The organism is Bacillus sp. LL01 (genome assembly GCF_001037965.1).
In genome coordinates, this window is sequence record NZ_LFEL01000001.1 from 532856 (window position 1) to 559459 (window position 26604).

25 protein-coding genes and 2 riboswitches are annotated in these 26604 nt (G+C 40.9%); of the genes, 3 read left to right on the top strand and 22 right to left on the bottom strand.

Annotated features, from left to right (window positions below):
• Window positions 1–82: 82 nt before the first annotated feature.
• Window positions 83–733, bottom strand: a complete 651-nt coding sequence (gene prsW / locus AB685_RS02640) for a glutamic-type intramembrane protease PrsW (protein WP_047968984.1) — start codon at window positions 731–733, stop codon at window positions 83–85.
• A gap of 194 nt (window positions 734–927) precedes the next feature.
• On the opposite strand from prsW, the gene AB685_RS02645 reads away from it, so the two are divergent.
• A complete protein-coding gene (locus AB685_RS02645) occupies window positions 928–1908 on the top strand; it encodes an asparaginase (protein WP_047968985.1) in 981 nt (326 codons plus the stop codon).
• A gap of 107 nt (window positions 1909–2015) precedes the next feature.
• Here the strand turns inward: AB685_RS02645 and AB685_RS02650 are convergent, their stop codons facing one another.
• The 10 genes from AB685_RS02650 to AB685_RS02695 all read right to left on the bottom strand — a co-directional run bounded on the left by AB685_RS02650 (window position 2016) and on the right by AB685_RS02695 (window position 12098).
• Entirely contained in the window at window positions 2016–2984 is a 969-nt protein-coding gene (locus AB685_RS02650) for a YpdA family putative bacillithiol disulfide reductase (protein WP_047968986.1), read from the bottom strand.
• Window positions 2985–3133: 149 nt separating this feature from the next.
• A complete protein-coding gene (locus AB685_RS02655) occupies window positions 3134–4414 on the bottom strand; it encodes a Glu/Leu/Phe/Val dehydrogenase (RefSeq protein WP_047968987.1) in 1281 nt (426 codons plus the stop codon).
• A gap of 200 nt (window positions 4415–4614) precedes the next feature.
• Window positions 4615–5205 carry a genetic competence negative regulator gene (locus AB685_RS02660; protein ID WP_047968988.1) on the bottom strand — a complete coding sequence of 197 codons (591 nt, stop codon included), beginning with the start codon at window positions 5203–5205 and terminating at the stop codon, window positions 4615–4617.
• 108 nt (window positions 5206–5313) lie between these two features.
• A complete protein-coding gene (locus tag AB685_RS02665) occupies window positions 5314–6225 on the bottom strand; it encodes a MerR family transcriptional regulator (protein WP_047968989.1) in 912 nt (303 codons plus the stop codon).
• A gap of 121 nt (window positions 6226–6346) precedes the next feature.
• Entirely contained in the window at window positions 6347–7123 is a 777-nt protein-coding gene (locus AB685_RS02670; RefSeq protein ID WP_047968990.1) for a metallophosphoesterase, read from the bottom strand.
• 91 nt (window positions 7124–7214) lie between these two features.
• Window positions 7215–7670: a DUF2663 family protein gene (locus tag AB685_RS02675; RefSeq protein ID WP_047968991.1), complete on the bottom strand. Its 456-nt coding sequence runs from the start codon at window positions 7668–7670 to the stop codon at window positions 7215–7217.
• A gap of 548 nt (window positions 7671–8218) precedes the next feature.
• Complete coding sequence (locus AB685_RS29655) at window positions 8219–8899, bottom strand: LysM peptidoglycan-binding domain-containing protein (RefSeq protein ID WP_053073703.1); 681 nt, start codon at window positions 8897–8899, stop codon at window positions 8219–8221.
• Window positions 8892–9509, bottom strand: a complete 618-nt coding sequence (locus AB685_RS02685) for a CPBP family intramembrane glutamic endopeptidase (RefSeq protein WP_047968992.1) — start codon at window positions 9507–9509, stop codon at window positions 8892–8894. Before AB685_RS02685 ends, AB685_RS29655 begins: the two co-directional genes overlap by 8 nt.
• Complete coding sequence (locus tag AB685_RS02690) at window positions 9506–11035, bottom strand: ATP-dependent DNA helicase RecQ (protein WP_047968993.1); 1530 nt, start codon at window positions 11033–11035, stop codon at window positions 9506–9508. The genes AB685_RS02685 and AB685_RS02690 overlap by 4 nt, the downstream gene beginning before the upstream one ends.
• A complete protein-coding gene (locus AB685_RS02695; RefSeq protein ID WP_047968994.1) occupies window positions 11007–12098 on the bottom strand; it encodes a helix-turn-helix domain-containing protein in 1092 nt (363 codons plus the stop codon). The genes AB685_RS02690 and AB685_RS02695 overlap by 29 nt, the downstream gene beginning before the upstream one ends.
• 255 nt (window positions 12099–12353) lie before the next feature.
• Here AB685_RS02695 and AB685_RS02700 point away from each other — a divergent pair, with 255 nt between their 5' ends.
• Entirely contained in the window at window positions 12354–12602 is a 249-nt protein-coding gene (locus AB685_RS02700; RefSeq protein ID WP_047968995.1) for a ferredoxin, read from the top strand.
• Window positions 12603–12818: 216 nt separating this feature from the next.
• Here AB685_RS02700 and AB685_RS02705 read toward each other — a convergent pair whose 3' ends face one another.
• Entirely contained in the window at window positions 12819–13403 is a 585-nt protein-coding gene (locus AB685_RS02705) for an ECF transporter S component (RefSeq protein ID WP_047969707.1), read from the bottom strand.
• Window positions 13404–13582: 179 nt separating this feature from the next.
• A riboswitch (FMN riboswitch) is annotated at window positions 13583–13718 on the bottom strand.
• Between the two features lie 197 nt (window positions 13719–13915).
• Here AB685_RS02705 and serA point away from each other — a divergent pair.
• Window positions 13916–15490 carry a phosphoglycerate dehydrogenase gene (serA, locus tag AB685_RS02710; RefSeq protein WP_047968996.1) on the top strand — a complete coding sequence of 525 codons (1575 nt, stop codon included), beginning with the start codon at window positions 13916–13918 and terminating at the stop codon, window positions 15488–15490.
• A gap of 67 nt (window positions 15491–15557) precedes the next feature.
• On the opposite strand, the gene AB685_RS02715 is transcribed toward serA, so the two are convergent.
• From AB685_RS02715 to AB685_RS02760, 10 genes are all read right to left on the bottom strand, one after another.
• The gene (locus AB685_RS02715) at window positions 15558–16370 is read right to left on the bottom strand and encodes a histidinol-phosphatase (protein WP_047968997.1); all 813 of its coding nucleotides are present in this window, start codon (window positions 16368–16370) and stop codon (window positions 15558–15560) included.
• Between the two features lie 248 nt (window positions 16371–16618).
• Window positions 16619–17896, bottom strand: coding sequence for a hypothetical protein (locus AB685_RS02720; RefSeq protein ID WP_047968998.1), 1278 nt, complete (start codon window positions 17894–17896; stop codon window positions 16619–16621).
• Window positions 17886–18422: an RNA polymerase sigma factor SigX gene (sigX, locus tag AB685_RS02725; RefSeq protein ID WP_047968999.1), complete on the bottom strand. Its 537-nt coding sequence runs from the start codon at window positions 18420–18422 to the stop codon at window positions 17886–17888. The genes AB685_RS02720 and sigX overlap by 11 nt, the downstream gene beginning before the upstream one ends.
• Before the next feature lie 491 nt (window positions 18423–18913).
• A complete protein-coding gene (locus AB685_RS02730; protein ID WP_047969000.1) occupies window positions 18914–19465 on the bottom strand; it encodes an ECF transporter S component in 552 nt (183 codons plus the stop codon).
• Between the two features lie 2 nt (window positions 19466–19467).
• A complete protein-coding gene (locus AB685_RS02735; RefSeq protein ID WP_082153476.1) occupies window positions 19468–19887 on the bottom strand; it encodes a DUF4430 domain-containing protein in 420 nt (139 codons plus the stop codon).
• Window positions 19888–20095: 208 nt separating this feature from the next.
• Window positions 20096–20298, bottom strand: a riboswitch (cobalamin riboswitch).
• Window positions 20299–20389: 91 nt separating this feature from the next.
• Entirely contained in the window at window positions 20390–22162 is a 1773-nt protein-coding gene (locus AB685_RS02740; RefSeq protein WP_241773250.1) for an ATP-binding protein, read from the bottom strand.
• Window positions 22156–22875 (bottom strand): response regulator transcription factor, encoded by a 720-nt coding sequence (locus tag AB685_RS02745; RefSeq protein WP_047969003.1) that lies wholly within the window; start codon window positions 22873–22875, stop codon window positions 22156–22158. Before AB685_RS02745 ends, AB685_RS02740 begins: the two co-directional genes overlap by 7 nt.
• 69 nt (window positions 22876–22944) lie before the next feature.
• The gene (gene ccsB, locus AB685_RS02750; protein WP_047969004.1) at window positions 22945–24108 is read right to left on the bottom strand and encodes a c-type cytochrome biogenesis protein CcsB; all 1164 of its coding nucleotides are present in this window, start codon (window positions 24106–24108) and stop codon (window positions 22945–22947) included.
• A 2-nt stretch (window positions 24109–24110) separates the two neighbouring features.
• Window positions 24111–25772, bottom strand: a complete 1662-nt coding sequence (locus AB685_RS02755) for a cytochrome c biogenesis protein ResB (RefSeq protein ID WP_047969005.1) — start codon at window positions 25770–25772, stop codon at window positions 24111–24113.
• Window positions 25773–25787: 15 nt separating this feature from the next.
• Window positions 25788–26315 carry a thiol-disulfide oxidoreductase ResA gene (locus tag AB685_RS02760; RefSeq protein ID WP_047969006.1) on the bottom strand — a complete coding sequence of 176 codons (528 nt, stop codon included), beginning with the start codon at window positions 26313–26315 and terminating at the stop codon, window positions 25788–25790.
• Window positions 26316–26604 lie beyond the last annotated feature (289 nt).

Consider the following 26604-nt stretch of genomic DNA (forward strand, 5'->3'; position numbering starts at 1 on the left):
TAAAATGGATTTAATGCGACAAGGATTTTAGACAAAAAAATAAGCCCACAAAAAAGTTATAGTTACTAACTTTTTTTGCAAGCTATATTTCCACTGTGTTGGCAAGTTTCACTTTTCTCAGGCCTAACCACCATAGAAAAACCATGAAAGGCACCATGTAAAGGCCCCAATATTTTTGGGAGAGAATAATCATGTCGTACATACCATGTAAGAAAAAAGGTGTAAACAACGATAACAAAATCCATAATCTTTTTTTTCTAATATTGGAAGAGAATTTTCCTTTACCAAGATAGTACCCCATTATTACTCCAAATAGGGCATGACTTGATACTGGCAGAACAGCTCTTCCTAATGCCAGTTCCACCCCATTGGCAATGAGAAAAAGAATATTTTCTGCTGTAGCGAAGCCTAGTGAGACCGCAACACCATATACGATTCCATCATAGTGCTCATCAAAATGAAGGTTTTGATAGACAAGATATATAAGAATAAACCATTTGAAAAACTCTTCAAGCAGCCCGGAAAGGAGAAAAGCTTTTACAAAGTGTGAGGTAACACCCAGTTCGAGCTGGATCACATATTGGATGAACATGAGAGGAAACACAAGCAAAGCTCCAAACAAGAATATTTTAAATACATATGCTATGGGTTCTTTCTCAAAAGTGTCCTTTAAATAGAAGTATGACAACAATGCTAAGCCTGGAGCAATCCCGGCGGATACAACTGCCAGCATAAATAAGCCTCGTTTCAATCTGTTTTTTTTTATCGTATCATGTTATCGTAATTAATGAAATAAGATGTCTAAACTTTTGGAAATTGTTTGTAAATAAAGGCTCTTTTCTCAAAGGAATATAACGAGTAGCTTATTAATACGACAAAGCTACAAAGTTTACGAAAACAGTCTAAATAGATGAGGTGACATTCAATATGAAAAAGAAAATAATGATTATTCACACAGGGGGTACCATCTCGATGTCTGAGGATGAGCAGACAGGAGCAGTATCGCCAGGGGAAAGAAACCCATTAACCACCATTCCATTAATAGTAGACTCCAACATTGATATTGACAGTCATGAATTATTCAATCTTCCTTCTCCACATATTACAACAAAACACATGCTGGAGCTTTCGAAGTTCATTGATCACCAGGTTGTTGAAAACGCTATAGAAGGCTTTGTAGTAACTCACGGGACGGACACGTTAGAAGAGACAGCCTTCTTCCTTGATTTAACGGTTCAAACACGGGTCCCTATCGTTTTGACTGGCGCCATGCGTTCCAGTAATGAAATCGGATCTGACGGGCCATATAACCTCCTATCTTCCGTAAAAGTGGCTGCAAGTGAGGAAGCAAAAAATAAAGGAGTTCTTGTTGTTCTTAACGATGAGGTCCATACCGCCAAAAATGTGACCAAGACACACACCTCTAATATCGCTACCTTCCAGAGCCCTCAATATGGGCCTATAGGGATTGTGACTAAGCGTGGAGCATTCTTCCACCACTCCCCTGTCTCGGAGGATAAGTACCATGTGGCCACCGGGGGCGTTACGAAAAACGTCATGCTTTTGAAAGCATATGCCGGGATGGATTCAAGTATATTCCAGGCTCTAAGGGATATGAGAGTGGATGGGGTCATATTGGAAGCGCTGGGCCAAGGGAACATACCTCCTACTGCTATGGAAGGAATCAAGGCGCTCAGGGATGCAGATATTCCAGTAGTGATGGTTTCCCGTTGTTTCAACGGAATTGTTCAAGATATTTACGGTTATGATGGAGGGGGCCGCACATTGAAAGAGTTGGGTGTCATCTTCTCCAACGGACTTAATGGACAAAAAGCACGAATCAAGCTCATGGTAGCCCTTGAAAGTACGAGGGATCCGGTGGAATTGCAGGATCTCTTTTTAAGATAATGGTATAACTAATGGAGTGCCCACTAATTTGTGAGCACTCCTTTGTTGGTTCCACTTTGTCCTCATTGGGGGCCTCTATGACGACCGGCGCTCCCCTAAAACCACAATTATTCTCGCCCTTTAATACATTCCGCAATCATGCCGCCATGAAAACGACCGTTTTCAATGAAAATCTCATTTGCATTGTTGCCGGCTGCAATGACACCCGCAATAAAGATACCCTTTACATTGGTTTCCATCGTTTCTTCGTTGAAGGTTGGGCGGCCGCTTTCTTTATCAATTCCAATTCCCATTTTAGTCAAAAAGGAGTGATCTGGATGATACCCGATCATGGCAAACACATGATCATTGTAAATAGATTGCTCTTGCCCGTCTTTGTTCATAAACGAAATTTCTTTTTCGGTAATCCTAGTCAAGTGTGATTCAAATTCCATTCTAATGGTTCCGTTACGAACCAGGGCTTCAAACTCCGGAAGGATCCAAGGTTTAACACTAGGTGAGTAGGTTTCCCCTCGATAAATTACGGTAACATGTGCATCTGCATTTACCAGCTCCAGGGCTGCATCCACACTGGAGTTTTTACCTCCTATCACCACGACATGCTTATCAAAGTATGGATGTCCTTCTTTGAAGTAATGCGACACTTTATCCAAATCCGCCCCGGGAACATCGAGCTTATTGTGATTATCATAATAACCAGTAGCAATGATTACATAGTTGGTTGCATATTTTTGATTGGAAGTATGTACAACGAATGATCCGTCTTCCAGCTTTTCTACACGTTGCACCAACTCAAAAGCATTCACTTCTATCTTCTTTCTTTTCACCACTTCTCGGTAGTAGGTCAACGCCTGTATTCTCACAGGTTTCCTATTCTCGGTTATAAAGGGAACTTCACCAATCTCTAGCTTTTCGCTTGAACTGAAGAAGGTCTGATGGGTTGGATAATTATAGATTGCATTTACTATATTTCCTTTTTCTATGACAAGTGGAGTTAATCCGGCGTCCTGAAGTGCTATGGCTGCTGATAGGCCGCATGGGCCGCCTCCGACTATTATGGCATCTCTGTTTATCACTGTTGTTCAACTCCGTAATACAAATTTAATTTCTGTTTGTAGTGTTGTTGGTCTCCATTCCAGGTTTTCCAACAAGGTTACTGCATTCTCAATACGTTAAAAATCCCCTATCACTACATGATAGGGGATTGTGAAAGCTTAAGCAAATATTAAATCCAGCCTCTGAAACGTGACGCTTCGGCCATTTTTCGGGCACCGACCATGTATGCGGATAGCCTCATATCTACACGGCGGCTTTGAGCTGTATCGTAAACATTGTTAAACGATTTAACCATCACTTTTTCAAGCTTCTCTTCTACTTCCTCTTCCGTCCAGTAATAGCCTTGGTTATTTTGCACCCACTCAAAGTAGGAAACCGTTACTCCACCAGCACTGGCTAGTACATCAGGTACAAGAAGGACTCCGCGATCAGTCAGTATTTGTGTACCTTCAATGGTAGTTGGCCCATTAGCCGCTTCTACCACAATTTTCGCGCGAATATTGTGTGCGTTCTCTTCTGTAATTTGATTTTCTATAGCCGCCGGAACTAGAATATCACAATCAAGTTCCAACAACTCTTTATTCGTAATCGTGTTATTGAAAAGCTTTGTTACTGTTCCAAAACTGTCGCGACGGTCCAGTAAATAGTCGATGTCAAGACCATTCGGATCATAAAGTCCGCCATAGGCATCGGATATTCCTACCACTTTGGCGCCTGCATCATGCATGAACTTGGAAAGATAGCTTCCCGCATTACCGAACCCTTGTACAACTACTTTAGCACCTTCAATATTAATGCCTTTCTTCTTTGCCGCTTCTCGGATACAGATTGTAACCCCTTTGGCTGTTGCGGATTCCCTTCCATGAGATCCACCTAGCACCAATGGCTTCCCGGTAATAAATCCAGGGGAATTAAATTCATCGATTCTGCTATATTCATCCATCATCCAAGCCATTATTTGTGAGTTTGTAAAAACATCAGGAGCCGGAATATCCTTCGTCGGCCCAACTATCTGACTGATTGCACGTACATATCCACGGCTTAATCTTTCCAGTTCTCTAAAGGACATCTCACGTGGATCGCAGACGATACCGCCTTTACCACCACCGTAAGGAAGGTCCACAATACCACATTTCAAACTCATCCAGATGGATAGTGCTTTCACTTCTTTTTCCGAAACATTCGGATGAAAGCGTATCCCACCCTTAGTCGGGCCTACAGCATCATTATGTTGGGCACGATAACCCGTGAAAATTTTGACGGAACCGTCGTCCATTCTTACCGGAATTTTCACTGTTAGCATGCGCAACGGTTCTTTTAGCAATTCATATACTTCTTCAGGATAGCCTAACCGCTCCAAGGCTTTATGTATAACAACTTGTGTTGATTTTAATACATCCAGCTTATCTTCTTTAGAATTCATTTTATCATTGCTTTTCTCGGCTACCATAAGTAAACCTCCTAGATTGTCTCACATAATAAGATTGAAATAGTCCATCTTCATGACATAGTATACACCTTCCGTACATTTATGCAAAGATGGAAAATAAACTTTTATTAAAAAAATGTAACCGATTACAAAACGTAAGAATTGTCAGAAAATACAAACAGCCTAAACTACAAGAAACTGTATGTAGATTAGGCTGTATATTAATTAAAATACTTATTCAACTGCTCCATTGCATTATGTTCCATCAATTTCTTTCCATATTCCTCCACGCGATGAGTGGTCATTGTGGAAGGTGTGCCATATTCAGATAAAAGTGCAATCAATGTATCCATGTTCATCCTAATATCTAAATCGTCCTCCAATAGCAGCAAGTAGAACATCTGATCATGTGAAAAGATGCTACCTCCTTGAATATGAAAAGATTGAAGCCTTTTTGCTAAGTCGATAAGATGATCGAAGGACTCAAATACGAAAAACAGTTCTTGGCATTCGTCAACTGTTACTTGCATTTCTATATAATCGTCGTTGAACTCCTCTTCTATTTCTTCCTGCCCGGTAGAAGTAACAATCACAACCATCCCTTGCGCCTGAAGAGCATAGACTTCCACATTCAACGATCCGCTCACTTCAAATCCCAATTCCGCACTAGCCTCATCAATCATGTCTCGAAACAGCTGATGAACCTTTTGCGAATCCTTCCATAGATCCTCTTTTGTCAACCCGCGGTCTTCCAAGTCATCAAAAGTGAGGAATATCTTTATCTTATTGTAGTTTAACCGTTCCAGCCGCATGAAAGACTCCTCCCAACCTTTACACCCTTTAACTCCTTGAACTTCTTACATTTTATGATAAAAGGTGTAAGTTGGTTCGTGGGGAACTTCCATTGTTAGAAAGGAAATTTAATTCACCCTTACCTTCAGCCAGTCTTCCCAATCTTTCATCGTATTTCCGATCAGATGATCATGAAACTCCTGTTTCTTGTTTTCAGGCATTTTATCCACAGCATTACCACCCAAACCGATAATCAGTTCTGGATATTGCCGTTTAAGCCCTGTCACCATCTCCAACGTCTTAGGCAAGTTGATGGAAAGGGTACAAGAGAGGAATAGAAATTTTGGCTGAATCTCTTTCAACACAATATGGATATCGTCATCTGCAATGCTAGTACCTAGATAGATGGTTTCAAATCCTTTTCTTCTTACGAAAAGGGTATATATAAGCAAGCCGAGTTCATGCGATTCCCCCGGTCCACATACAGACACAGTCTTCGGCAGGAACCCGTTCACAGGTAAACCGTGAAGAATCATTCCGATACGTGAGCGTAGGAAAGCAGACGCAAAATGTTCGTGGGCACTCGAAATTTCATTATTCTCCCACATATCCCCTATCTTAACGAGCAATGTTCCTAAAATGTCAATCAGTACCTTCTCAACAGAATATAAACTGAAAATCTTATCCATCAATTCATGCGCTTGCCCTTCATTGAACTCCATAAGAGCTTCCATCAATTGATTAAGTAAGTCAACAGATAAATCTTCTTGATCTGTATGTGTGAGATCCGATTCCAATAGACCTTGATTGTTTTTTTCGAGTAGTGAAACAGCTTGACTAATGGTAAATCCTTTGTTTACCTTCTGAATCAACCACTTAAGTATCTTTATATGTTCTTCCGTGTATAAGCGGTGTCCAGACTCATTTCTGACGGGAGCGATAATCTGGTATCTTCTTTCCCACGCTCTTAATGTCCCCGGCTGGATGCCAAGCATTTTAGATGCTGCTTTAATATTGTACTTACCTTCATTATTTAACATACAGATCCCTTTCTCTCCTATCAAAATCCACTACCTGAATTATATAGTACGAAATTGGGTGTGTAAACTTTGTATAGGTTTTGGATAGGGTATTACCTAAAAAAAGAGAGTCCTGATAAAATCAGGACTCTGCTCGGGTAGTGATGGTAAGTATATGCGTTTCAGGTGGCGCACCTAATCGAAGCGGTACCAACGAAGTTCCATATCCATTACTGATTAATAATGTGGTGTAAGGCAAATGAGTGATGCTTCCTCTTTCATGAGGGCCGAAACCGAATATCCTTATCTGACCACCATGTGTATGTCCACTCAATACAAGGCTGATCTTTTCTTTACCAGAAAACTTTTCAACGATTTCAGGTTCATGACACACCAATATCTTGAAGCTGTCCTCATGGCTTTCCTCCATTGCTACTTCCAGACGGTCCCTCTCATGCACCATATCGTCTACTCCCAGTATTTCCAACTTATCTCCCCCATCACTTTCAAAAAGGAAGCTTTTGTTATCAAGTATTTTGACACCATGTTGCAAAAGCAATGAATCCAATTCATGATAATCTACTTCATAGTCATTGTTTCCCCATACAAAAAAGACGAGGCCGAGTTTTTTCAACTGTTTAATATTTTCGGCGACCTGCTTGAAGGGTACTTTTTTCTCTGTAAGGTCCCCACCAATCACGACCACATCTATATTTTCTATTCTTCCGATAAAGTCCGAATCAATTTTCCGCTTATGGATGTCGGAAATGAAGAAGACCCTAACCTTCCCAAAGCTAGCCGGAAACTCTGAAAAAGCGAGTGTCTGCTCTAGCACATTTTCTTGTTTTGCCTGATTGTACATAAAAAAAAGAAGTGCAACTCCCAAAAGAGCGACCACTCCCAATAGGAACCAAACCATATGAAACTTCCCCTCTTGGATTAAGTAGTTAATTGCAGAAAGCATGTTATCGCAACTATATCACAAACATCTTGAGTTGTTACAAGTCAGATCATTTCGTTTCATGGTATAGATTTATATCAAATTCCTTTTTCATCATATCAAAAACAAGATGTCTCTGCTTCCAATCTGAAGCCTCGGACCAGTAATCATCACTTCTCTTTACCACTTCTTTTCGAAGATCATGGTACTCTTTCTCTGCTTTATCTTTTTTGTAAAGAAGGTATTTAATCATTCCCAACTGAAAAGCAATGAACATAACAATCCAAAAGTGCAAAGTCCGATCAAAAAAATACGATATACTTACCGAGTAAGAGGGCGAGTTTTGAAATATAAAAAAGTAGATATAGGCCAAGAATAACCCTACTGTCACACAGCAGGAAAGCCTCCACCTCCACTCTCTTTTTTTGAAGGTGTCCTGTTTGCGCTTTTTATTCACAAGAAGTTGTAAAGTCTGTTTGGTTGCTTCATCTGTATGATGATTCAGCATTTTGATTACCGCTTCCAAATATATCCCCTCTTTCTGACCTGTCCTACTAAAAAATTATGCAACAAGAGGGTACTGTATGATTTATTCCTAAATGTGAATAAGAAAAACAGGGCAAAAACCGCGAGGCCACTGAAAAAGCACTTAATTCTAGGTTTTGGTTCAACACCGCTGTTGCTTTCCGCAAAAGACTTCGCTTTCCGCGGGGCGACCTTGAGCCTCCTCGGGCTTCCCTGCGGGGTCTCAAGATTGTCGCTACTCCCCCGCTGGAGTCTACGCCTTTTGCTCCAAGCAACAGCTAGAAACCAGTCACCTCATTTAGATAGCTTTTAGTTATCCTTTCGGTGTATGGTATTACCTTGTTGATTGTAGTGGAAGGCGCGCAGACTCCCGCGGGAGGAAGGGACAGGTAAGTCACCTCAGGCGGAGTGAGGAGGCTTACGGACCGCCCGCTGGAAAGCGAAGCGCCTGGAACGGAAATCAACAGAATTATATGCTTTCTTAAACAAAAAACAGGAAGGAGTACAAACATTTCCTTTCCTGCTCAAAAGATTGACGTACTCATTATTTTATCTATTAACCGGAATAACCAGCTTCTGACCGACCATCACCTGATCATTCACCAAGTTATTATGATTACTAATAATTCTTTCTCCCTCTCTGCTGCTAAAATATTTCATTGATATACGGTAAAGGGTTTCACTTTCCTGCACAATATGCTCAATATATTCCACATCAGACTGCTGTTCTTCAACAGGCTCCTCAACCGGCTCAGATTCCGAACTTGTATCGCTAGTACTCGTTTCCTCCGATACATTGGCTTCTTCCTCTGTAGGTTTACCAGGACCGCTTGCTTCCTCACTAATTTCGGTTGTATCTTTTTCTTTCGCAACCTCTTTAGTGGATATCTGTTCTACATCAGATACTCCTTCATCATTATCTTTGTTTTCAACCGTATCAGCTGAAACATTCCTTGGCATAGAGATTGGTTCCACGTTTTTCACTGGTGGGGTGAAAATCTTATCCAGAAAATTGGAATCTTTATTATTAAAATGTATAGCTAAAATACTAATTGGAATAAGTAGAAACATCACCCCAATCAGCCGGACAAATGGAAAATTCATTTTCCATTTTGTTTTTGTGCTTCTTTTTTGTGCATGAAGTTCACTTCTGGATGGTAGTCTGTTTGTTTCTTTTTGTACTTCTTCCCGTAAACCATCGGCCTGATCCAACCCTTTGTTATTATTCATCTTTCTCCACTCCTGCCCTTATCATTGTCTTTCTTTTTATATAATCATGTCTAATCTTTAATGCGAGCAATACATCAATCAGAAAATGCGTCCATATGGTGACATACAGACTGCCTGTAATTTCAAAAAGGTATCCCATCAGGAAACTTAATAATACGACTGAAAGGAATAAAAACCATTTATGCAAATATCTGATATGTAATAAGGCGAATAGGATACTGGCCACCCAGATACCGAAATGTGTTTGAATCACTCCTCGGAACAAAAATTCCTCTGCAGCTGAAATGATGAATGCCAAAAAAAAGATATGAGGTACACTTCTTGTTTGAAACATTTTTTCATTGATTCCGCCATCGTCAAAAAGTTCCTTCGGTATCCGTTTCATCAATAGTAGATCCATACCTACAACTGCTATTCCCACTAGAGTCCCAATTACAAAGAAATCAATCAGGTTCCACTCCAGTATTTTCAGGAAGGAAGCGAAGTTTTCAAATAGTATAAATGCAAGAACCAATCCGATTATAAAAAAAGCTAGTTGTGATAGATAGAGGTGATATACAAGCTCTTTAGGACTCATGTGTTTAATTATTTCTGCTTGTTTGTTTTTCACTTTGCATCTTCCTGCCAAAAAATATTTTTCAAAAGACTCTGCCAGGAAATGAATGTCTCAAATTCATTTGACAAATTACTTTTATCCACTGTGTATATATCCAGATCTAAACCACAAATATCACAGCATTGTACCGGAGTGGAGGTTAGTTCTTCATCAAAATAAAGAAGAATTTCTTGTCGCCGGCAGGTAGAGGCGGAAGTCCATTGGTTAAACTCTTCTAGTTTCATACGTTTGACCTCAGTCCGACCCTCCATGTTAGATTGAATGAAAGCTATGCAATCATTCTTTGTCTCGTTTGATAACCTTCCGCGTTCTTTTATGAAAAGATTCAATTGGAAGAAAAGATATTTCCAATGGGATTCCTGCTCCGGTGCTCTTTCAACCCATGCCTTTTGAGGCACAACTGAAGTATTGGTCACCTGCCCATAGGCAACAACTAACTCTTGGATAATGTAAGAAACCCAATCCGGGTCGGGAAGTTCATTTTCTATGATAAATTCTGGCAGCATTGTGTCTTCCAAACTTTTTAATAATATCGCAACGCTTTCGTTTCCTCCCCTGCCGGCACGACCTATTTCCTGGACATACGACTCGAGTTGAGTGGGCTGGTGATAATGGATTACAAATCGTACGTTATTTTTATTTATGCCCATCCCAAACGCACTGGTACAACAGATAATATCTATCTGATCCATTAGAAACTGCTGTTGGATCAAGATTCGCTGTTCTTGAGGTAATCCTGCATGATAGTAGGCGACACGTGCTATTCCGCTTTCTTGCAGTAACTCACATATCTCTTCCGTTTTGGTTCTGCTTGAAAAATAGATTATTCCAGGAGTCCTGAGCATTTGCACCAGTTCAAGCAATCTTTCTTTTTTTTCATGATTGTTACTTAGGTGCTCCACTTTCAGGGCAATATTTGGCCTGTCCACTGAATTGATGTGTAAGGAAGGTGAAGTCATATTCAAGAAGGTGAATATATCCTTGATGACGTTTTTGGTCGCTGTAGCTGTAAGAGCCAAACTTGGTGGTTTGCCCAGTAATTCTCTCACTCTTCCCAATTTCAGATAATCCGTTCGGAAATCGTGTCCCCATTGTGAAACACAATGCGCCTCATCGACTACAAACAGAGCGATTCGGATGGATTGAAGCTTTGTCAGCCATTTATCTACTTGGAGCATTTCAGGAGAAATGAAAATGAATTTATACGCCTGCAAGTCAAGCGATAACAGCCTTTCTCTTTCTGAAAAAGATAGAAACGAATTAAGAGCAATCACACTTTTTTCTCCACTTGACCTTAGTTGCTGCACTTGGTCTTCCATTAATGACAATAGAGGCGAAACTATTAGGACAGCACCATTTAATACATAACCAGGAAGCTGATAACAAAGAGATTTCCCTCCTCCTGTAGGAAGCAGCGCAATGACATCCCTATGAGCAAGGACATCTTCCATTATTTCTTTTTGACCTGATTTAAAGGATGAAAAACCCGTTTTAGCTTCTAGCAGATTCTCTAGACTCATCGCCATCCACCATCCTTGTCAATACTAATCTAATTTGAAAATAGCTGATATCCTGATTGGTCAGTTTTTCTTTGATCCTTCGAAGTTGATGTGTATGTAGGTCGTGAATGACTTCTTTAATCTCTTCTATTATTTCCTTTTCGACATACGATTCTATAGATAAATGGTTGGAATGCATGGCAATTTCAACAATATGATCTTCAATAGTGCTTAACTTAAGCCTGCGAACCTTGGCGATATCATTTAGGTCTAAGCCTTGATTAAGCAACTTCAAACTTTTTTGCGTGGTTTCCGTAAGTTGCGGACGTGCCAACAAGTCACGGCATAGAGAATGTAGATAAGGGTATTTCACTTTACCTTCTTCTTTTTCTAGGCTGCCGATGATAAAATGCAAAACTGATTGAATTTCCACTTGAACCCAAAAAGATTCTCCGTGTAAAATTTTTGCAATCTGCTCCGCGGTCCTTCCGACCTGTCGATGACCTGTCAACATCAGCGTGAAAACAGTGGCTTGAGATGTTGTTACCTGTTGGAGTAAACAATTTGTCTCATGATATAAATCATGCAGCAACTGCTCTTTGGAACGGCCTTTTTGGTGAAGTAAATGGTTTTTAACCCATCTTTGAACTGTATCCTCATACTGAATGGGAAGAAAAGAACTTTCACTTCCTGCAAGATTGGACAATGTTTGGACAAGCAAAGAGTACCTTTTCCAAAAAAGTGAACTCTTATCTTTATAAGAAAATCCATTCAAGTAAGGAGCCAAAGGGTACATTTTTTCATACTCTGCTAATGTAACCATTCCTCTTTCCGTTACTTCATAATGATCTGCCTGTAATTCAACTATCTGATTTTGTGACGCTATGGCTTTAATATTCTGAAGAAGAAAATCTCTGTTCAGGTCCGGAAAAAGACCATAGAGAATACCCAACGAAAAGATATTTGCATCTTGTATGGTTTGAGAAGATTTCTTACCTCTAAGTAAATGGTATATGCCTGAAATGCTTCTCTCCCCGCAAAATGCACGAAGGCAAAACAAGCACAAAAATTCGAATGATTTCATCAAGATTCTACACCTTTCTTCCCCTACAGTCATTTTATCAAAATTTTGTAAAGTGCGACATGTTTATCCCATCTTTTCGTCGGGTAATCTAATAATATCTTGTTTGAACCCTTATGTGATAAGCATTCTCATTGATTTTTCTATTGAAAAGTCGGGAAAACATCTTTACAATATAAAATATGAGGAATTCGTTTCCAACTAATAATTGGAAACGTTCAATCTATTGACTAGTTACTAATTGGGAGGTTTATTTTCATGGCAAAATATACGATTGTTGACAAAGATACTTGTATCGCGTGCGGCGCATGTGGTGCTGCTGCTCCAGACATCTATGATTATGACGATGAAGGCATCGCTTTCGTAACATTAGATGACAACCAAGGAATTGTTGAGATTCCTGATGTATTAGAAGATGACATGATGGATGCTTTCGAAGGTTGCCCTACTGATTCCATCAAAATTGCTGATGATCCATTCGACGGCGACGCATTAAAGTTTGAATAGTAATTAATGAGAACCACGATCCGATTGGGATTGTGGTTTTTTTGAATTCTTCAGCCCTGCGGGAGGTAGCGGTAGACTTGAGACCCCGCAGGCTTGCCGAGGAGGCTCAAGCACCGCCCCGCGGAAAGCGAACACCTGGAACGGAAATCTACAGGAGTTAAACAAATCATCAAACAAAAGACCGCAAAGCTCATAACACGAGTCTGCGGCCCCTTCTTATACGTTTTTCACTTCCAACTGACGGTCAAGCCATATTGCCAGCTTCTTATAAAGCAACAAGAACAAGAACGTGACAATCAGCCCTTTTATAATATTAAAAGGCAATATACCCTTTACAATTCCTTCAATCATTTGTGCAGAAGATCCTGTTGGGACATTCAAGAAATAAGTGAACGCCGGCAAGAAGATATAATAGTTCAGAATACTCATAAACACTGCCATGGATAGAGTTCCAACAACTAAACCAAGTCCCAATCCTTTAGTGGTACGGATTTTATTGAATATAAAGTAAGTCGGTAAAATGAAGAGTACTCCTGCAGTAAAATTGGCCAGCTGTCCGACAGGAACACCGGTCATGCTACCCTGTACGATATAATGTAGAATGTTCTTAATTGCCTCAACTGTAATACCTGCAACTGGCCCAAAAATGATTGCAGCAAGCAATGCAGGAACGTCACTGAAGTCCACAGATAAAAATGGCGGCAACAAAGGCAGTGGAAAGCTTAACCACATAAGCAGATAAGATATACCGCTTAACATCCCGACTGTTACCATCTTTTTGATGCGTTTTGATTGATTCATTTCTTCTCTCTCCTTTTCAAATGGAGATCCACCTCGTACGAAAAGAGAGATTTCAAAGTTACCTGTTACTTCTTGATTCCATGCCACGAAAAAACCGTTTGTCAATTTCAACAAACGGGAGTTTTTGAAGGCATCAAGAAACAAGCGTTGAAAATGAAAAATTTTCAACTACTTTGAACCTCCATCTTCTCCCATCCAGACTATACTGTCGGCTTTGGAATTTCACCAAATCCTGCCCCAAAAAGGCTCGCGGGCTTAGAGAATTTAAATCTCATCACCGCCGATCGGGAATTTCACCCTGCCCCGAAGATAGATCATATTATTTAGTTACGAATTTATTATACTCGTAAAATAGTAAAAAGGAAAGAGAAATGAACCTGTATTCATTTTTTATAGGAGTTTTGAAACAATAAGCGCTTACATAGGTTCGACCTATCTCAAAGTTATTGACAGTCCCCTTTTTAGATGATAAGTTATCAGAAATTTTATAAAACTTTGGAGGGATAGCTTTTATGTTTCACGTGCTTGTTGCAGATTCAATTAGTTCAGAAGGACTGACTCCACTTTTGGAAGCGGAGAACGTCAGAGTATATAGGAAAGACCGGGAAGAGGACACTTATAACCCGGAGGACATTCAAGCTCTGCTTGTGCGCAGTGCAACACAAGTGGATGAGGATCTTCTCGTCTCCCTTCCTAACCTCCAGGTAGTTGCAAGAGCCGGAGTCGGGGTTGACAATATAGATATACAGGCTGCTACCAAACGTGGTGTCGTGGTTGTTAACGCGCCAGATGGTAATACGATTTCAACAGCGGAGCATACCTTTGCCATGATATCTTCCTTGGTCCGTCACATTCCACAAGCCAATATGAATGTGAAAGGAGCACAATGGAACCGCAAGAAATTTATCGGTACAGAGCTTTTCGGAAAAACTCTAGGAATTGTCGGTTTCGGTCGTATTGGTAGCGAAATAGCCAAACGGGCGAAAGCTTTCCAGATGAAAGTCGTGGTGTACGATCCATTTTTGACAGAAACACGCGCTGAGAAATTAAGTGTCACCTCCTTGCCTTTGGATGAAGTGATGAAGGAGGCCGATATCATTACGGTACATACCCCTCTCACGAAGGAAACGAAAGGCCTTTTTAACAAAGACAACATCCCTTCTTTGAAAGAAGGCGTCTATCTTGTGAACTGTGCCCGCGGCGGTATCATTGACGAAGAAGCCCTTATACATCACTTAAACACCGGGCATGTTGCAGGTGCTGCCCTTGATGTTTTCGAAGTGGAGCCTCCTACCAACCGTGACCTGGTGGAGCATGAACATGTAATTGTTACTCCTCATTTGGGTGCATCCACAAAGGAGGCTCAATACAACGTTGCATACCAAGTTTCCAAAGACGTCTTGGACTATTTAAATGGGCAATCTGTTAATACAAGCATTAACCTTCCCACCATACCGAAGGAGATCTATAAGAAGATTCAGCCATTTTATCAGCTTGGAAAGACAGTCGGCTCCATCCTTTCTCAATCTGCCAAAACACCTATTGAGGAAATCGTTGCAACCTATGCAGGGAAAATTACAGAGTGGGAAACTTCCATTCTGACAAAGAGTGTCATAGCTGGTTTTTTACGTAACCGGGTCGATACAACGGTTAATGAAGTAAATGCCGCAACTATTGCTAAAGAACGAGGCATCAACTACGGGGAAAAACATACAGCCGATAGCTATGGTTATTCTAATATCATACAAGTGGAAGCAAAAGGGAAAGATGTACACCTTGTTATAAGAGCGACATTCATTGAAGGATACGGAGCTAGAATTGTTCATATGAATGGATTTGACATTGATTTTGCTCCTATTGGGCATTTGCTTTATGTTCAGCATAAAGACCGCCCCGGTGTTATCGGACAGCTTGGAAACATTTTTGGCAAGCACGAGACAAACATTGCAACGATGCATGTAGGCCGCATGCTGCAAGGCGGAAAGGCGATCATGATGCTCTCCTTTGACCAACCGTTGGAAAAGTCCCTTGTTGATGAAATCCTTTCCATACCGGACATCTCTTCCGCGATTATGTTGGAGTTGTAAAACTTAATCTCATAAAAAAAGCAGGACAGAAAAATTGTTCATTTTTCTGTCCTGCTTTTACATTTATTCACCCCAACTCTTTCTCTACCCGCTCACCCTTATTGAACGTCATAACGGTTCTATATCCAACTGCTCTCGCAAGCTCAATGGCCTGGTCATAATCAGCACCTACATGCTCAGGAACATGAGCATCTGATGATAGGACAATCGGCACTTTTTTGTCATAACACATTTGCAATAAACGTTTATCCGGGTAAAGCTCGCCAATGGGCTTTCTTAACCCGGCAGTACTGATCTCTACACAGGTCTTGGAATCAGCAAGCGCAGTCGATGCCCTATCGTATTGCTCTAAAAGAAACTCTTCATCCTTTGGCACATATTTAAAGATCTTCACTAAATCCAAGTGGCCGATTATGTCGAACATGTTTGACTGAGCAAGTGTGACAACCTGATCGAAGTATTTAGAGTACACCTCATATGTATCACGGCGATCCCACTCTTTTCTGAATTCTGCCAAATCAATACCGAAGTCTTCTACCCAGTGTATGGAACCGATCACATAGTCAAACGGATAAGTATCCATGAACTTTTTCATCTCAGCATGCTTGCCTGGTGTGTAATCCATTTCTATGGACATTTTCACGTTGATATCCTGGTTCCATGCCTGCTGAAACAGCTGGTAATAATCCGCCATATCATAGTATCGGCGTTCTTCTACCCAAGGGTTACTTAGGATATCCTTTGTCTGATAGAAATGATAGGCGTGTTCCGATATGCCAAACTCTTGAATATCCTTTTGCCTGGCAACTGTTATAAACTCTTTAAGGTAGTCAAGTGTTAGTGTACCTCGCTCTAAGTGATTATGGTAATCTGTAAGCATGTGATTCAATTCCCCTCTCTTCTTTTTTGCTAATTATACTATTAATCTAAAAAAGTTTGGGGGGTATTTTCAGAATTCACGGAAACTTAATAAGAAGAATGCCACGAAGACATCCTTCCTAATCTAAAATAGAGATTTACTGCACTTTTTGACCACCTGTGGGATCGTCTTACAAGTCGCCAGCCTTCGTCAAACGCCCTTCCCTCCACTTCAAGTAGAAAAGCGTGCACATCAGCACGCTTTTTTACTTACTCACTATACGGTATTGGATTAGGTGAAACAGGCACACTGACCTCTTCATTGAGTGTGATAGTACCAATCGTTCCACTTTGGGAAGATTCAAAGACCACACCCCTTAATCCGAATTCTTTTGCTACCATCAACATTGCCTCAAGCGCAAAGATGGTTTCGTCATTATTTTCAAGTACGCTGCTATCTGACAACTTAATTCGAACAACAGCTCCATCACTCTCCAACGCCAATCCTTCCACTTTCACCGAATCTGGAATGGATGGCTCGAGCTTACTGGAATCCGCCTGCTCCGGTGCACTGGTCATCGCCGTAAGAGCATCTGCGATTGTTATGAAACGTTCATGTCCTGGTACAAGTAACGGTATACTTCCTGTATGGTATTTGAAGTAAGCCCTTTTATTTTTATGCTGGAATGCTACAGGACCATCATATACATCCTTGCCTACTTCCACACCTTTAGTTGATCCATTAATACTAAATAAGAAATGAGTGTATTTATTGCTGAATGTGTCGCTAAGTTCTTTAAAGAACAGAATGTCTTGATAGGTTGATAAACCTTTAGCCATTTCAGTTACATCTAGGACAGGTATAGGTTTTTCAGATCCTAGGTCACCTTCAGTCACTTTTACATTGTCATTAATAAACGGCGACTCTGTCCCATATTCCTCGTATGCAATTTTTCCTCGGACCTTATTGAGAGCATCGATGAATGTGTCATTTTCATTCCGCGGCACAATCACTGTTAATGGCGTCGTAGATCCACCATGTTCATAGCTGTCAGCCTCTTTCAACGATACTCCTATTGTCACAGCATATTCCTCAGCCTCATTATAAAACGGAACAACAAAGCTTTTCCCATCTGTAGTCATTTTTTCGACAGCTGCAAAGTCACTTACTTCTGTTTCATCCTTGTTTGCGGCTTCTTCCTCTTCACTCATGTGTTGACGGGAGGTTTCCGTTTCATTTCCAGAATCATCTGAGTTTTCATCCGCATTCATTGTAGCCATATCCATGCTTTCTTCTGATCCGCTATTTGCGTCAGATCCACTTAAACTCATATCAAATTGCATGTTATTTATAAACATCGGTCCGATTATAGCTAGAATAACTAGAGCTGCCACCATAGCGATTGCAGGAACTATTTTCGGTCGGCGTGGAGCACTTATCAGCTTAGGTTGAATCTCTTTATATATTTGTTTCGGGTCACGATCATCTTTAATTTTAGGCATTTGCCTCAAAAGCTTTTCCATTTGGTCTTCATCATTATGACGCATTGCTGTTTCCTCCTTTCTCTTGAAGCTCTTCCATATAAGCCTTTAAGACCTTTAAGGCTCTATGCTGAGTTGTTTTCACCTTACTTTCTGTCCACCCAAGTATCTGGGCAGTTTCTTGGATAGATAAGGCCTGTATGTACCGCAGAACAAGGACTAGTCGATGATCGACTTTGCATTTATCCAAGCACCGGTACATTTGTTGAACCTGTTCATTTTGAAGAGCTATCTCTTCCGGCAGTGGAGCATGATCTCTGACTTGCTGTTTATTCCAGTCAAAAGTTTCAAGTAGTTTGTTTTTCCATCCTTTATGTTTACGGAAGGAATCGATGGCAACATGCTTGGCTATGGAGAACAGCCAGGTTTTTTCGCTGCTTTTCCCTTCGAAACGATCATATGAACGCAAAACTTTTATATAAACTTCTTGAACGAGGTCTTCCGCTTGCTCCTTGTTGTTCACCATATAATATAAGAATTGATAAACATCCTGGTGATATTTTTCATAGAGCTCTTGAAAAACGGTATTCATAGTTTCCCTCCGTTCATTTCATTAGTCGCATATTATAGTGAAAAAGTTACATTACAAATATATTAAAAAAATTACAATCTGACTAGTAGTTTTTTGGGACTTTTTTCTTGCAAATTTCTCTTCTCTTATTATTTTGCTTTGTGGTTAAAAACCGCTGTTGATTTCCGCGAATGGCTTCGCTTTCCGCGGGGCGCTGCTGGAGCCTCCTCGGCAAGCCTGCGGGGTCTCCACCAAGCGCTACCTCCCGCCGGAGTCTTCGCCTTTCGCTCCAATCACCAGCTAAATATTGCTAAAATCAATTAGATCCTTTAACAGAGCTATTCTTTTAGTATAATGGATGTCTTTTAGGGATTATAGGGTTTTTTGTAGGGGTTTTCCCACTTGTTGTATACATATTTCGACCCAGAACCAACAATCTATGAGAAAAGAGCCTAATTAAAAGAGCCTAATTAAAAGAGCGCCACAACCCACCAGGTCATGACGCTCCAATTTCATTTCTTATACATGCTGTTCACCTGATACTCCGTAAGATCATTCTTCCTTTTTACTATAAAAGACGCCTTTTCGTTAAGCAGTTTGGAGAGAATTGGGTACAACACGATGAAAAATACGACATTCCCAACAGCATGGTTTATATCAAACGGCAAGCCAGCCAGATAATAGGGGAGAAAAGGAACGCCGCCCACTACCATGTTCTGAATGGAAAACACTAGGCCGAAAAACAATCCACATAATCCTGCGTAGAGAGATAGTAAAAACACTGGGATTTTTTTAAACCAAATTCCGATAGCTCCACTTAATAAGCCGATAACGGACCAAGCAAAGATCTGTGTGATGGTCCACATTCCTGAACCCAAGACCAGGTTGGTGGCAAAAGTGGTCCCAACTGCAAGGATGACTCCAGCTAACGGGCCCATCCAAAAAGCACATATTATTATTATGGCTGTAACCGGCTGTACATTAGGAACGGAAGAAAAAGCGATTCTTCCAACGACGCAAAGGGCGATCAACATTCCCAGTAAAGCTATCTTTTTGGTAGTCATTTTTATTCCACCTTTTGATAATCGAAATGTACTTCGTCGTTCTCCTCTAATGTATAATCACTTGCTCCTACCATTAAACTTTCCCCATTTACAGAAATGTTCCAATAATAATCTGATTCTTCTTCTGAACCCAGGCCGTCAATTCCAACAATGAAGTCTCCACCGAATCCTGTTGTAAGATCATAGTTACGTTCCATGACCTCCATCAGGGATTCACCCTCTTCAAACTCAAACGTGTCTTCGCTGATGACTTCTTCGCCTTCTTTAGTCAGTTTTATTGATGTTGCCAGTTGATTTTCCTGTTGCTCTTCGGCCGGTGCCGTATTGTTTGCATTCTGGTTCGCTTCATTTGTAGCATCTGCACAGCCTGCTAGTGCAAGTATAAGTGCTGTTAGTAAAGTAAGTAAGTACTTTTTCATCATTCATTTCCCCTTATGTAAGTTAATTGGTAACACTCTGGAACAATTGTAATCTTAGTTCTCATCCTGTCTTTCTTCGTTGTCTCCCCTCTAGATAGGTTCTGAGCAAACAAAAAACCCCATCCAATTTTCAGGATGAGGTGATAACGGCATATTCATACAATAAAAAAACAAAGTTGTGCCGTCTCTCCTACTCAACCCCCGAAGTATTGAAACTGGTGTGATTATTGGCAGGTCTACTGACTTATGCTTCCTCCTACTTTGAGCCTTCCCATATGGGGACCTAATTTTTTAAGCCCATTCATACAGTGGTTACCTCATTTCGTCCACATTTACAGTTGCGGGGACAGTCTTGGCATTTCACCAAATTCCCTTTTAAGTCACAATTGTGACACCAACTAATCGTTAGCTATTTAGTTTGCTAATCTTCATATTACAAGATATGCCTAAGCTTGACAAGATAATGTTTCATACAAAACAAGATTTTTCGCTATTGCTCAGCATATTAATTCAGCTTTTGCGGAATAAAGATGGAAAATGTCGTTCCTTCATTTTCTTTTGAATGTACGGAAATGGTTCCTTGATGTGCATCTACTATATTTTTCACAATTGCCAATCCAAGACCAGTTCCTGCACGTCCTCTTGTTCGTGCCTTGTCCGCTTTATAGAACCGTTCAAACACAAATGGAAGATCTTCTTCGGGAATACCATGCCCCGAGTCCTTTACATCGATTTTCACACCTTTGTTCATCATTTTGACATTGATTGTAATGCTTCCTTCGTCCGCAGTGTGACGAATTGCATTATCCACAAGATTTGTCATAACCTGTTCCATACGATCAACATCCATTTCAATGAAGCCTTCTCCTTCTACATGGGATTGTAGGATAATCGCTTTTTCCTTTGCCAATCCCTGGAACTTCCTTGTGATTTTTTCAACGAATGCAGTAACGTTAGCATCTTCATAATTCAAGGAAATATGACCTGCCTCCATTCTTGCCAAATCAAGAAGATCATTTACAAGTCTTCCCATTCGCAATGATTCATCATAGATGACGGAAGCCAATTCTTTTTTCTCTTCTTCAGTTCCGGCTATATCATCCACAATTGCCTCGCTGTACCCCTGCAACATTGAAATAGGTGTGCGAAGTTCGTGAGAAACATTGGCAATAAAGTCTTTTCTAAGCTTATCAAGCCTTCTCTCTTCTGTCATATCACGAATAACAGCAACTGCTCCTCGGATATGGGTCTGGGTGTATAAAGGACTCATCACAATCACCCAATTGCGCCCTTGGTAGGTCAGCTCGATACTTTGCTCTTTTTCAACAGATATGGCGCGCTGGAACATTTCTTTCACTTCACCAGGAAGGTTTTCACCACTTGCATTACCTTCTTGATAGAACCATGCCTGCAAGAATTTCTCAGCAGGGGGGTTTGTTACAAGAATGGTACCATCACGGTTCAAAGTGATTACTCCATCCGCCATACTACTAAGGATGTTGGCTAGATGTTCTTTCTCCTGGTTCAATGCATTAATATTAAACTTCAACTGCCGCCCCATTTGATTGAACGCCATCCCAAGTTCACCTATTTCATCTGACGTCAAAATAGGTACTTTTGTGTCAAACTTTCCTCGTGCTACCTCAAAGGCAGCTTCTCTCATGTTTCTGAGAGGTGCAGTAATTCTCGTTGATAAAAAGAATGCAAAGATGGTAGTAAGAAAAATGGCAAAACCTGCTGCAAGCAAAATCAGTTTAGTCGTCTGTTTGGTCGTTTCTTTAATGGCAAGGAGTGACTGGTAGACAAATACGGCTCCATCCTTATTTTTGTCAATATGGAGAGGTATTCCAACAATCATCACTTCCCCATGCATTTCGTCTATTATATTAAGGTCCGGCAGGTAAGTTTTTTTAGTAACAATCGGCTGATCATCAAATACAAGGGAAAGCTCTGGGTCGTTCAGAAAAAATTCTGCAGGAAGATGATCAATTTCAGGGTTCGGGGAATGGGAATATTCCCCTTTATCTGTAAAGATCACCACTCTTGATGCTTCATCCACAAGCTCCCAAGCGATGGATTTTGATAGCTCCATGCCTTCATGCTGTTCCAGTATAAGAGAGATTTTACTGGCAGCTTGTGTCAAGTCCTTCTCTGCTTCCTGCACATGGTAGTTCTCAAAGAACTCGAGCAAAAGGATGGTCAATACAAATAATACAAAGGAAACTAAAAGTAAAACGGTAAGCCAAAGCTTACCTACAACACTTCTCCAAATCATGATTCATTGCCAACCTCGAATTTATAGCCTACGCCCCATACCGTTACAATCATTTTTGAGGCAGGTTCGGATACCTTGTTCAATTTCTCTCGTAGACGTTTAACATGTGTGTCGACCGTACGTAAATCTCCGAAGAATTCGTACTGCCATACTTCTTTCAACAATTGCTCACGGTCAAATACTTTATCCGGGGATTTAGCCAGGAAATAAAGAAGTTCATATTCTTTTGGTGTCAGGTTTACCTCTTTTCCATCGGATGTCACACGATGTGCATCATTGTCAATCGTCAAATGAGGAAAAACAATGACGTCCTTTGTTGTCGTCTCAGTAGTTAGGAAAGTCGTACTAGATGAGCGGCGTAACAACGCTTTCACACGTAGCACTACTTCTCTTGGACTGAAAGGCTTCACGATGTAATCATCTGTTCCCACTTCAAATCCCTGCACACGATTTGTCTCTTCCCCTTTAGCTGTCAGCATGATGATAGGGGTAGCTTTCTTTTCCCTGATTTCTTTACAAACCTCCATCCCGTCCATGCCAGGCATCATAATATCCAAAAGGATGACATCGTACTCTTTTTCCATCGCAAGTTCAAGTGCTGAATGTCCATTGTCCGCCTCTTCGATAACATAGCTTTCCCTTTCCAAATACATTCTCAACAATCTTCTAATCCGATCCTCGTCATCCACTACTAGAATTCTCACTTCTTTTTCCATTAAATAAAACCCCCTTATTAAATTCTGCAGGAAGAGCCTCCACAACATTGTGAAGGCCCGTTAAAATTATTACATTGCATAAGAATGAAGTCCGGCAATGATTAAGTTGACTCCGATAAGGTTGAACAAAATAATGGCAAAACCGACAAGTGTCAGCCATGCAGATTTTTCACCTTCCCAACCTTTGGATAGGCGTAAGTGCAGATATGCTGCATAGAATAGCCAAGTAATAAATGCCCACACTTCTTTTGGATCCCATGCCCAAAATCTTGACCAGGCAATTTGAGCCCAAATGGCCGCAAATATCAGTCCGCCAAGGGTGAATACCGGAAAACCGATGGTTACGGCACGATAGCCGATTTCATCCACCACATTAAGATTCACTCTTGAAACAGCAGGTTTTAATGCTTGTCCAATAGGTTTTCTCAGCACCAGACGTAGGATCAGGTAAAGGATTGCCCCGCCAAGAAGAGACCATATCACCGTGTTCAATTTCAAGGTATTGATCCAAGGAGACAAATTAATGAGCGCATCCATTCTGTTTTCGGTCAACAATTCCCCTTCATTCGGCCCTACAATAGGATATAAGTGGTATTCCACTTGTGCTTGCGCACCCTCTTTGTTGATGTAGGAGAACTGAGCCTCGTAATCCACCGCTCCAAAGCCGATGGAGATGAAGATGAACCCGAGGAAGGAAATTAACACATAAAGGGTGAACTCAACCCAAAATGGTTTTTTCCCTTTCTTAGTGTAATCTACCACTTTTACCAAATAAATTAAACCTGCGGCAAAGCTTACAGAAAGAATGGCAATTCCTAAAGCTACTGTTGATACATGGATAGCCAACCAGTGACTTTGCAGCGCCGGAATAAGCGGTGATATGTCACTTGGAAACATGGCAGCGTATGCTATTAGCAATAACGCAATAGGAAGCGTAAATACCCCAAGTGTACTTGTTTTATATATGAAATATATGACGATAAATGCTAAAACCATCATCATCCCGAAGAACGTTGTAAATTCGAACAGATTACTGACAGGTGCATGTCCACCGGCTATCCAACGGGTGATGAAGTAACCCAGCTGGGCGATAAACCCGAGGATTGTAATACTGATTCCTATTTTAGCAGCTTTATTGCCCTGCTTTCCACGTATGGCACCACCAAAGAAGGCTGTTCCAATCAGGTATAGAATAAATGCAGCATAGAGCAGATTACCACTGAGTTGTGCCATCTTTAGACCTCCTCTTTCTTTTCTCTTTCTTTTTCCTGTTCCTTTTCCTCTTCCACTTGATCAACAGGAACGGATATGGAAGTATGTTCAAAAGCTTTGTTGATTTCATTTTTCAAACCGAACCAATTCTTGTTCGTATGTCCTGAGACCAAAATTTCATTACCAACTCTTCTGACCCAGACACGGCGGTGGTTCCAGTACATTCCCTGGATGACTCCAATCATAAAGATTGTCCCACCAAGACCAAGGATCCAGAGTGTAAGGTCTTTCCGAACGGTCAACCCTGAAACGTTACGTGTTTCAAAGCCAGCAAAAGTCATTTTGTTTTCGTTTGTTCCATTCGGTTCTATGTTTTGTCTGATTGCGACTAGGGCTATTTCCCCTTCAGGTGTTTCCGGGGTAATCATCCGGAAAACAAAAGCAGGATTATTCGGCACCCTCGTTTTGGTAGCCGGCTCTCCTCCCTCTAATGTGAAGTCAGGAAAATAGTTTACGAGCTCAATGGAACTGCCTTCCCCGAGATCATAGCTTGATTCCGGGTTTAATAGGTCTACTTTGATTGTACCAAAACTATCGCCAGATTCCTTATTTTCAAGATTAAATGAAATGCTTTTAAACTCATTCAATTTATAATCCACCTGATAGAAAGCATAGTTGTCATGCTTCAACGGCTGGTTCACCTGTATAGCATGATCCTTCACTTCTTTCAGATCAGGTTCTGCACCCACAATGAATTCCCCTTGCCGCTCATATAGAACTGCATTCGTCTGGAAGTTACTTGCAATGGCATCTTCACCTGCTCTGGAAATGGCAGAATTGAATATTTCGTCCGATGATTCACTATTATAGGTTTCAAAAATAAATCCTTCATTTTTCAAATAATATTGGCCATCAGTACCTGGTACAAGTCTTGTCTCCCCTTCACGCACCCAAACAACTTCGTCCACGTACATACCTGGGAAGAACCGCAGCATAGCTCCAATCAAGAATATAATGATTCCAATATGGTTTACATATGGACCCCATCTTGAGAACCGGTTCTTCTCTGCAAGCAGGTTCCCACCTTCTTCTCTTACGTTGAACTTCCGTTTCAACAAACCCTGCTTGGCCTTTTCGATTTCCGATTCCGGGCTATCCTTAACAACAGTGGTCCCATAAACACGCTGGCGTTTCATGAAGCTCTCGTGTCTTGTCACCTTTTGTGTTTTCAACGATTTATGTAAAGGAATAAACCTGTCAAGGCTGGCAATGACCAATGATATACCTAGTGCTGCAATCAGTATCATATACCACCACGAACCATATAAATCATGGAATCCAAGTGTATAATACATTTTTCCGGCAAAACCGTATTCCTGTTCATAATAAACTTGAGGAGGAATGGTCTGGTTTATATAATCTTTTTGTGGGAAAATCGTACCTATTGAAGATGCCACAAGAATAATAAAGATAATCCATATTCCGACTTTTACAGAGGAAAAGAAATTCCACACCTTATCTATGATTGTTTTGTTATAGGTTTGCGAACGCCTTGCACTACCCTCATAGCGCATATCCAGAAGATTATCTTTACTCTGATCATTTTCGGTCGGTTTCCCGCACGCCTCACATAGTATAGTTCCCTCCGGATTGAGGTGTCCACATTCACATTTAATATCATTCATACGTAAAACTCCCTATTAGTCAGGCTTAATCATTTCCATGAATTCCTTAACTCTTCCCTCTGTCAGTCCTCCGGAATGTTTCTTCACAATCTTGCCATTTTCATCTAGAAGGATGGTGGTCGGCAATGGAAGAATTCCATATGCCTGCCTTACCTGATCATGCTTATCCATAGGAATAGGAAAAGATAAACCATGGCGATCTCTGAACTTCTCAACTGCCAGGTTCGTTTCTTGAATATTCACTGCAATGACCTCTACCCCTTGGTCTTTATATGCTTGATATTGGTTCTCCATATAAGGCATTTCCCTTTCACAAGGCTTACACCATGTTCCCCAAAAGTTTAGGAAGACACCCTTTCCACGATAATCAGACAGCATCACTTCATTACCTTCGAGGTCCGTCAGTACGAAGTTTGGTGCCTCATCTCCTACGTCCACAATCTCCTTGGACTGGAAGAAGTTCGTGTACATGGTATAACCAATCGCCAATAAAAGAAGCAGCAGAATGCCTGTCCGCATCATTAAACGTTGCTTTTTATTCATCTACATACTCTCCTAAAACTGAGACATTTCATCCTTGCTATTATACCATTTACTACTTTTTGCATAGATAACAGAATATGAAGGTTTTGTGACACCAAGAAAAGCGAAAGGCGCCCGTTTTGGGACGTACAAACTGGACTGAGCCGTATGAGATAAAGAAAACACGAAGAGCGTTAGCGATTCGATGTTGCCTTATCGTAAGGAGGCGAGGGAAGTTTGATAGTCCTAGCCGCCTGTAGCTAGACACACCGAAATACGGAGGCGGCTCGTTCAGGCCCGACAAGCATAA

Coding starts and splice junctions, on each gene's coding strand:
- AB685_RS02715 (WP_047968997.1), bottom strand. CDS start 16,370: ATGCTTACAGATTACCATAATCACTTAGAGCGAGGTACACTAACACTT.
- ccsB (WP_047969004.1), bottom strand. CDS start 24,108: ATGGCACAACTCAGTGGTAATCTGCTCTATGCTGCATTTATTCTATAC.
- AB685_RS02755 (WP_047969005.1), bottom strand. CDS start 25,772: ATGAATGATATTAAATGTGAATGTGGACACCTCAATCCGGAGGGAACT.
- AB685_RS02670 (WP_047968990.1), bottom strand. CDS start 7,123: ATGGTTTGGTTCCTATTGGGAGTGGTCGCTCTTTTGGGAGTTGCACTT.
- serA (WP_047968996.1), top strand. CDS start 13,916: ATGTTTCACGTGCTTGTTGCAGATTCAATTAGTTCAGAAGGACTGACT.
- AB685_RS02745 (WP_047969003.1), bottom strand. CDS start 22,875: ATGGAAAAAGAAGTGAGAATTCTAGTAGTGGATGACGAGGATCGGATT.
- sigX (WP_047968999.1), bottom strand. CDS start 18,422: ATGAATACCGTTTTTCAAGAGCTCTATGAAAAATATCACCAGGATGTT.
- AB685_RS02735 (WP_082153476.1), bottom strand. CDS start 19,887: ATGATGAAAAAGTACTTACTTACTTTACTAACAGCACTTATACTTGCA.
- AB685_RS02705 (WP_047969707.1), bottom strand. CDS start 13,403: ATGAATCAATCAAAACGCATCAAAAAGATGGTAACAGTCGGGATGTTA.
- AB685_RS02665 (WP_047968989.1), bottom strand. CDS start 6,225: ATGTTAAATAATGAAGGTAAGTACAATATTAAAGCAGCATCTAAAATG.
- AB685_RS02655 (WP_047968987.1), bottom strand. CDS start 4,414: ATGGTAGCCGAGAAAAGCAATGATAAAATGAATTCTAAAGAAGATAAG.
- AB685_RS02645 (WP_047968985.1), top strand. CDS start 928: ATGAAAAAGAAAATAATGATTATTCACACAGGGGGTACCATCTCGATG.
- AB685_RS29655 (WP_053073703.1), bottom strand. CDS start 8,899: ATGAATAATAACAAAGGGTTGGATCAGGCCGATGGTTTACGGGAAGAA.
- AB685_RS02690 (WP_047968993.1), bottom strand. CDS start 11,035: ATGAGTCTAGAGAATCTGCTAGAAGCTAAAACGGGTTTTTCATCCTTT.
- prsW (WP_047968984.1), bottom strand. CDS start 733: ATGCTGGCAGTTGTATCCGCCGGGATTGCTCCAGGCTTAGCATTGTTG.
- AB685_RS02720 (WP_047968998.1), bottom strand. CDS start 17,896: ATGCGTCATAATGATGAAGACCAAATGGAAAAGCTTTTGAGGCAAATG.
- AB685_RS02730 (WP_047969000.1), bottom strand. CDS start 19,465: ATGACTACCAAAAAGATAGCTTTACTGGGAATGTTGATCGCCCTTTGC.
- AB685_RS02695 (WP_047968994.1), bottom strand. CDS start 12,098: ATGAAATCATTCGAATTTTTGTGCTTGTTTTGCCTTCGTGCATTTTGC.
- AB685_RS02660 (WP_047968988.1), bottom strand. CDS start 5,205: ATGCGGCTGGAACGGTTAAACTACAATAAGATAAAGATATTCCTCACT.
- AB685_RS02700 (WP_047968995.1), top strand. CDS start 12,354: ATGGCAAAATATACGATTGTTGACAAAGATACTTGTATCGCGTGCGGC.
- AB685_RS02760 (WP_047969006.1), bottom strand. CDS start 26,315: ATGAATAAAAAGCAACGTTTAATGATGCGGACAGGCATTCTGCTGCTT.